Genomic DNA, 6,604 nt, shown 5'->3' with positions numbered 1-6,604 from the left:
TTTCCGGCGTGGCAACGGGCACAGTTGACTGGCGCGAGCTTCGGTTTGTGCGGCATTCCCCGGGCGTCCATGTGGCAGGACTGGCAGCTCAATCTGCCATGGACGCTCCCCAGCAGCGCGCGCTGATCTACGTACAGAGATTTTCCGGAATCGCTTTGGAATTCCTTTTCACCGTGGCAGGCAAGGCACTCCTCGGGGCTGGCAGCTCGAGCCGAGGGAAGCCCCACCAATAGTAGCCCAAGGAGGAGAAGCATCCCGATCGGATTATGGATGCCGCGCTGGCTCATTCGTGACACCGGGGCACGGTGCTAGCTTCTCTTCTAGACAGCAACCGTCAGGCCGTTCCGGTCAGCCGGTTCAGGTAGATTATTGACAATTAGTCTCAATATTTCAAATAACTTACGGGCAGCAAGCAGAGGACGCCCGGCTGCTTTGAGCGCTCGGCTGAGCCAATTGACGCATTGTGTGAGGAGAAGGGAAGAGTCCCAGTATGGTATGGACAAAATGTGAGGTTGGCGGTCTTCTCCATTCTAACCGTTAGAATGGAAAAAGAACTGTCCCAGTATGGGCTGGACAAAATGTGAGGTTGGCGGGCCGGGCGAATTCGACTAGAAACTGCCTGGGAGCCGAAGTCTGCGAGAAAAGACTACGGGGCCGGAACTGATTGTTCCGGTCCCGTGATCGGTGTGTGAGGTTAGAACGCGTAGCGGATCGACGTCGTGACCATATTCCCGCGAAAATCGCGTGCACCAGTCGGATCGGGCACCGACTTCTCGTTGTAACCGTAATAGTTCCAAGATGCTTTCCAGATGAACCCCTTGGTCAGGTCCACGGCGAACCCGCCGTACGGCTTGTGGTAGTTGAATGCGAGCGGCCCGGGCGGTGCATTGGGGTTCAGGATAAGGGTTTCTCCTTTGGTGCTGCTGACCGCGTATCCGAGGTTGGTGGTAACGCGCTTGATAGGCTTCCACATCGCGCTGAAGTAACCGAAGTGCGCCGTGTTGTTGTAGAAGGAATTCTGCTGAAACAAGGCGGCTGCACCGGGACACGGGCTCGAGCCGGGAGGTTGCAGAGTACCCACAAAGCAGATGTTGGTCTGCGAGAAGATGCCGTTGTAGTCGTAGCCCAAGTCGAACCCGAACTTGTCGTTGGGCTCAAAGACGGCGCTGAATCCGTAGCTGCGGTTGTGCTGGAGGTTGTTGATCTCGGTCACGTTGTTGCGATTCTCGATGATGTTGAACGACGCGCCGAGGATCGCCCAGTTCACCGGCTTGTAGCTGGCGCGGAACTTGTAATGCTGCAATTGCCGCGGGCTGATGCGGGTAAAGCTTCTATCGGCCGACATCAACTCCATGTCGTAGCTCAGCCGCAACGCGTCCGTCGGCCGCGTCCAGATCCCGAACAGCAGCGAGTGCTCGTTGATCTCGGTTTCGTCAGCGTCACTTTCCTCGATGGAAACCTGGCAGGAGCCGTCGGGCAGCAGCGGCTGGCCCGCGCAGGCACCGCGGTTAGGCAAGGTCGGGAAGAAAAGGAGGTCCTCCGCTACCGTCTCCCGGTGAACAATTGTCCGGTGCCGGTGGCGGTAGCCCAGCCGCCCGCCAAGGCGTTTGGTGAAATCATATTCCAGTTGGAACAGGTTGTTCTTGAGGTTTTGCCCCAGGAACAAGCTGCTCGTTCCGGAAATGATGTCGGCCGGCGAACTGCTGCTGTGCTGCGGGCAACCCGGTGAAGTAATCGTCAGGCAGTTGGGAGGCGGGGCCGGTCCGGGAACGAAGGTGTTCGGCGCAACGAGCATCGAGGTACCGAATAGCGATGTTTCCCCGAAAAGCCACTGGCCGGGGATACGGAAGTTGGCGAACCGGAACATATCCACGATGCGGAACTTATCGGTCACACGCCAGGTGAACCCGAAATCGGTGGAAACGGAAACGCGCCGCTGCTTCGCCGGCCCGGTGACGGCGAACTGGCGCTGGCGCGTGCGGGTCACCAGCCCCTGGAAGGACTCATTGAAGTTGGCAATCTCGCCATCGGACGAGCTATAGACGAGACGGCCTGACAGGTCGATGTTTTTGAAGTAACTGGATTGAAAGCTCAGTTGCTCGGTCGGATACGAAGTGCGCCCGGGGCCGAAGCGGTTATAGCTCAGGTAGCCGTTGCAGGCGGGATTCACTGTTCCCGGCGGCGCCGGCGGCGCGAGGAACGGCGTCGCGCACGGCTGGCCCGCCGCGGTGTTGAAAATCAGTCCCAAGTCCACCGGTATCGGCGCGGCCGGCGGCGGTGGCCCGAGCTGGAAAGTCAGGTTCTGGTCCACCCAGGAGGCGTCGCCCTTATAGTAGTAGAGAAACTGGTCATAGCTGATGTTCGTCTTGGGCAGAACCTTGAAATCCACACCAACCTGGTAGGCGTTCACCGTGGTCTTCCAGGGCTGGAACAGCAGGACGTCGGTCCCCTCGTGGAAACTGGTCAACGACGGGCCTTCACTGATGTTGCGCGAATACCCCAGGCGGAAGCGCACGCGCGATTGGGGCAGAAGGGTCAGGTTGAAATCACTCATCCGCCGCGTAATCTCGAAACGGTGCGGCGAAGAGGTGATCACCGGCGAGAAACCAGCCGGCGCGTTCGCAACCGGCGTCGCCGGGTTCAGCGGGTTTGCCAGGAGGCTGTAGTCCCAGAAATTCCGGTCGCGCCGGAACGTCCCGCTGAAGTTGTACCACTTGTTCTTGTACGCCCGCAGGCGGGTGATGTTGTTCGGATCCCCGCCGTAGCCGAAGCTGGTAACAAAGAAGTCGTCAAACAGCCATCCCTGGTGGTTGAGCGAGCGCATCGCCAGCGTGTGTTCCAGCAGCCGCGGTCCGGGGTTGAGGTTGACGAAGGTGTTGTACACATTCCGGCTGCCGGTAAAGTCCGTGTGGCGGTAGCCGAATTCAAACGTCTGCCTGATGTTGTAGTTCCCCGAGTTGATTCCCTCGCCGGGCGGGGTCGGCTCTTGCGCCACCGCCGTGACAGCCAGGAGAAGCACCACCGACAGGGTGAACAAGGCGAACCTCAGAGGCGAATGATTCAGTTTCATAAGCCACTCCCGAAAAAAGCGGAGACGCGGCAGAGCCAGATGGGCGACTCCCGTGCGAGAATCTTTTGCCGATTGGATAGTGCTTTGCATAGCGCCCCCTACTTGAAGAAAACCATGCTGAAGTTCGAGCCGTGGATCTGTACGTGACACAGTGTGCAGGCCTGATATTTTTGCGCCTGATTGTGGAACGTCGGAATGCCGGGCACAGGCGAATCCACCGTCAGCGTGTGGCACTCCAGGCAGAGCAGGTTGATCTGGCTCCGCCTCAGCAGCCGCGGGTTCGAGGAGCCGTGCGGGATGTGGCAGGCCACGCAGCCCTCGGTTTTCATCGGGGGATGCTCGAAAACGAACGGCCCGGCTTTCTCCACGTGACACTTGAAGCAGATCTGATCCTGAGCCACGGTGGCCCGCAACTGCTTGGTGATGAACCCGCCGTGCTGGTTGTGGCAGTCGGTGCACTTCACCAGCCCTTCGTTCACCCGGTGACGGAACGGCTTATTGAAATCGGCCGTTGTCTCTAAGTGACAAGAAAAGCAGAGCTGCGGCTGCTTTTCCTTCAGCAGGAACTGCGCTTCCTTGGCGGCGTGCTGCGAATGGCAATCAATGCAGCTCACGTCGTTCATGTTGTGCACGGAACGGGCGTAGTTGCTGTGTTCTTCGCCGTACTCATGGCATTCCAGGCAGCGCTGGCTGATCTCGTGCGCCGACACGTTTTTGAAAGCAAAGATTTTGGTTTTGTCGCCCATCCCCTCGACGTGGGCCGTGCCAGGGCCATGGCAGGCTTCGCACCCCTGCCAGGCCGGGCCACGTCGCGTATCGAGCATCGTCTTCCAGTGCGCTGTCGGTTCGAACTTCTTGTAGATTTCTTCGTGACAGCCCTTGCAGCTTTCACTGCCAACATACTGCGAGGCGTCGGACGCCCTTGCCTCAGGCAAAGGCGGCCGTCCGGAGGGATTGCCTTTAGCCCTGGCATTGTCGGACGCATCGGCGTAAAGGACGCCAACGCAAAGCAGGGACAGCACGCACAACCCGAGGAACTTTTTGATCCACATCCCGCCAGGGCGGGACAGTTCGGGTGTCATCGGATTACTCCTTGAAAATTTTCACTGAGCGCGGAAGGGGAAAAAGCAAGTCGTCTGGCTCAAGGGGCCGAGGCTCAAAAACTTCAAACCGGAAGGGAGCGGCGATTCGTGCCTGCGCTTGGCATTCCGTCCAGCCGTGTCGCATCACGGGACCATTCCTCGGGAGCGCGGACAGGACGCGCACAAGGATTGCAGCTGCCGTGGCGCGGTTGAGGAAAAAGCTAACACAAGGCGGTTCAGATTTGCAATAAGAAATTGCTGTATTGTTAAACATCCTCCCGCCCGCTAACGCAGGGCCAGGTCTTGCAAAATTTTCGGATTTGTCTCTTCCATGGCCAGGAGGCGGTGACAGGCCGAGCAGTCCTGGCTCACCGTCTTGCCGTCGCTGCTCGTGTGGTTGCCGTCATGGCAACGAAAACAGCCGGTGAAATCGGTGTGGCCGATGTTATTGGGATATGTCCCCCAGGAAATATTCATTGCGGGAAAAACGTTCCGCCGATAGATGCGGCTCAGTTGCTCAGTAGCCGTATCAATCTGGGCTGTTTGGTTCTGGAAAATCTGAGGATAGTTGGCGCGATAGAACTCTTTCAATTCCCTGGCCATGGTTTGCTGGGCCTCGTCGTGACTCGCATGATTGGCCCGCAAGAGAGCGACGCCGCGTTTCTTGATGAAAGGCAACTCCGCGCTGATGCGGCCGGCTTCCAGGGCCTCGTCCAGGGCGCGTTCGGGTAACTGAAAAGCGTGAGTGGGGCGGTTGTGACAATCCATGCAGTCCATCACCCGTCGTTCGCCGAGCGCCAGTTGTTCGGGAGTCAGCTTCGAGTCCGACGCGACATATTCGGTGACATTGCCCTTGGCGTCCGTGGAGCGAATCCACGGAATCGTCTGCCGCTGCCGATCGCTGGCGATGTAGTCAATCTCCCGTCCCGGTCCAACGTGGACTCCATGAATCCCCACGCCGCCGCGGGGCGAGTGACCGCCGACCTTCATCACAAGCACGTTGTATGTCGGAGAATTTTTCTCATCCTCGCCATATTTCTTGAAAACGACAAATCTGTCCCCTTCAAACTTGTCCGGCCAATGACACTGCTCGCAAGTTTCCCGAGCCGGGCGAAGGTCCTTTACGGGCGAGGGAATGGGCCGGCTGTAAAGGCGGAACGTAACCGAAATCACCTGGTAGGTCCCGGAGAGTTTCGACCGCACAAACCAGGACGCCCCCGGCCCAATGTGGCATCCCACGCAGGCCACACGCGAGTGCGGTGATTCCTGGTACGCCGTATATTCCGGCTGCATCACCGCGTGGCAGGTCATCCCGCAAAACTGGACCGAATCCATGTAATGAACGCCACGATAGCTGGCGGTCAGAAGGATTACGACGTTCAAACCGGTGGCCAGGCCCACCCATCCCATCCCGCGGCGCAGGTTGGGGTCCTGGAGGTTGACCGGCGGATAGACCACTGGTAGCAATCCCGCCTTCACCAGTTGCCTCCGCCGCCGCAAGGCCCCGTACGGAATCAGCAGCAACCCAATGAGGAAGACCGCCGGCAGAATCAGAAAAAACAGAATTCCGGAATAGGGGTGCGCGACGAGGCCAAATAGCTCGCTGAAGTAAAAGATGATGAGGGTAAGGGCGCTGGCAGTGGTGATGACGGCTCCGGCCAGAGTTACCGGGTTGTGGCCCAAATAGAAAACCGGCCGGACCATCTCTCGGACGCGATTTCGCATCATGCCAGCCTCTTAGTGTACAGTCTCGGAAGTCGGGATGCGATGGTCCGAATGGATGAGTGTCTCATAAGGCCCAAATAACAGAATAACAAATTGTCAACGGCTGAAAGACAGAAAGAAGTCTCATAACTCTGAGACGGCGCTGTGTTCCTGCGGGATCAATTCCCGCACCGCCGAATGAATCAAGTCGATCGGGAAGGGCTTCTCGATCACCCGTTCGACACCGGCGTGGCGAGCGCGGTCGGCCAGCTCGTCGTCCGCCTGGGCGGAGATGAGGATAAAATGAGTGGTAGGGTATTTTTGGCGAATCTCCTCGACCACGGCAAAGCCATCAGGCCCAGGCAAGATGGTCAAGTCCGTTATCACGACATCAAAAGGAGTCGTTCTGCCCAGCTCCACAGCTTCTCGGCTGGAAGCTGGCGCGGAAACGTCGTAACCGTCCATCACCAAAGAGGTGCGCAACACCCAGCGAAGTAGCGGATTGTCTTCCACAAGCAAAACGCGCGCCATGAAACCCTCGGCTACCATTCTGTCCCTCTCCCTGCACGCTCTCGCGGCAGTCCGGGCACCCTGCCATCGCAAGATGTTGCGAACCGCTTGCCATCCGGAAGCTGCCGACCGCTTTTTCTGGCACTCAGCCTAAGCTTATTTCCCACAAGGGGTTGAAGCAGCAGGGAGCGATGGCCGGGCCAGAGATACACGGTGCCTCCCGAGCTCACTTGCGTTG

Annotated in this window: 5 protein-coding genes; 1 reads left to right on the top strand and 4 read right to left on the bottom strand. The window is 58.6% G+C overall.

Annotation, left to right across the window (positions count from 1 at the left end):
- The coding region (locus VIH17_08810) for a hypothetical protein (protein ID HEY4683336.1) at positions 1–233 on the top strand (233 nt) is incomplete at its 5' end.
- A 461-nt stretch (positions 234–694) separates the two neighbouring features.
- Here the strand turns inward: VIH17_08810 and VIH17_08805 are convergent.
- The 4 genes from VIH17_08805 to VIH17_08790 all read right to left on the bottom strand — a co-directional run bounded on the left by VIH17_08805 (position 695) and on the right by VIH17_08790 (position 6,387).
- Complete coding sequence (locus tag VIH17_08805; GenBank protein ID HEY4683335.1) at positions 695–3,070, bottom strand: hypothetical protein; 2,376 nt, start codon at positions 3,068–3,070, stop codon at positions 695–697.
- A gap of 98 nt (positions 3,071–3,168) precedes the next feature.
- Positions 3,169–4,152, bottom strand: a complete 984-nt coding sequence (locus tag VIH17_08800) for a DmsE family decaheme c-type cytochrome (GenBank protein HEY4683334.1) — start codon at positions 4,150–4,152, stop codon at positions 3,169–3,171.
- A gap of 285 nt (positions 4,153–4,437) precedes the next feature.
- Positions 4,438–5,880, bottom strand: a complete 1,443-nt coding sequence (locus VIH17_08795; GenBank protein HEY4683333.1) for a NapC/NirT family cytochrome c — start codon at positions 5,878–5,880, stop codon at positions 4,438–4,440.
- 120 nt (positions 5,881–6,000) lie between these two features.
- Positions 6,001–6,387, bottom strand: a complete 387-nt coding sequence (locus VIH17_08790) for a response regulator (protein HEY4683332.1) — start codon at positions 6,385–6,387, stop codon at positions 6,001–6,003.
- Positions 6,388–6,604: the final 217 nt, after the last annotated feature.

It is taken from the genome of Candidatus Acidiferrales bacterium (assembly GCA_036514995.1).
GTDB lineage: Bacteria > Acidobacteriota > Terriglobia > Acidiferrales > DATBWB01 > DATBWB01.
The sequence above is the reverse complement of the archived record's forward strand: the minus strand, read 5'-3'. Positions and strand labels throughout refer to the sequence as shown.

What these genes read in the sequence shown, in the direction of transcription:
- VIH17_08805 (HEY4683335.1), bottom strand. Translation starts at nt 3,070, where the DNA reads ATGAAACTGAATCATTCGCCTCTGAGGTTCGCCTTGTTCACCCTGTCG.
- VIH17_08800 (HEY4683334.1), bottom strand. Translation starts at nt 4,152, where the DNA reads ATGACACCCGAACTGTCCCGCCCTGGCGGGATGTGGATCAAAAAGTTC.
- VIH17_08795 (HEY4683333.1), bottom strand. Translation starts at nt 5,880, where the DNA reads ATGATGCGAAATCGCGTCCGAGAGATGGTCCGGCCGGTTTTCTATTTG.
- VIH17_08790 (HEY4683332.1), bottom strand. Translation starts at nt 6,387, where the DNA reads ATGGCGCGCGTTTTGCTTGTGGAAGACAATCCGCTACTTCGCTGGGTG.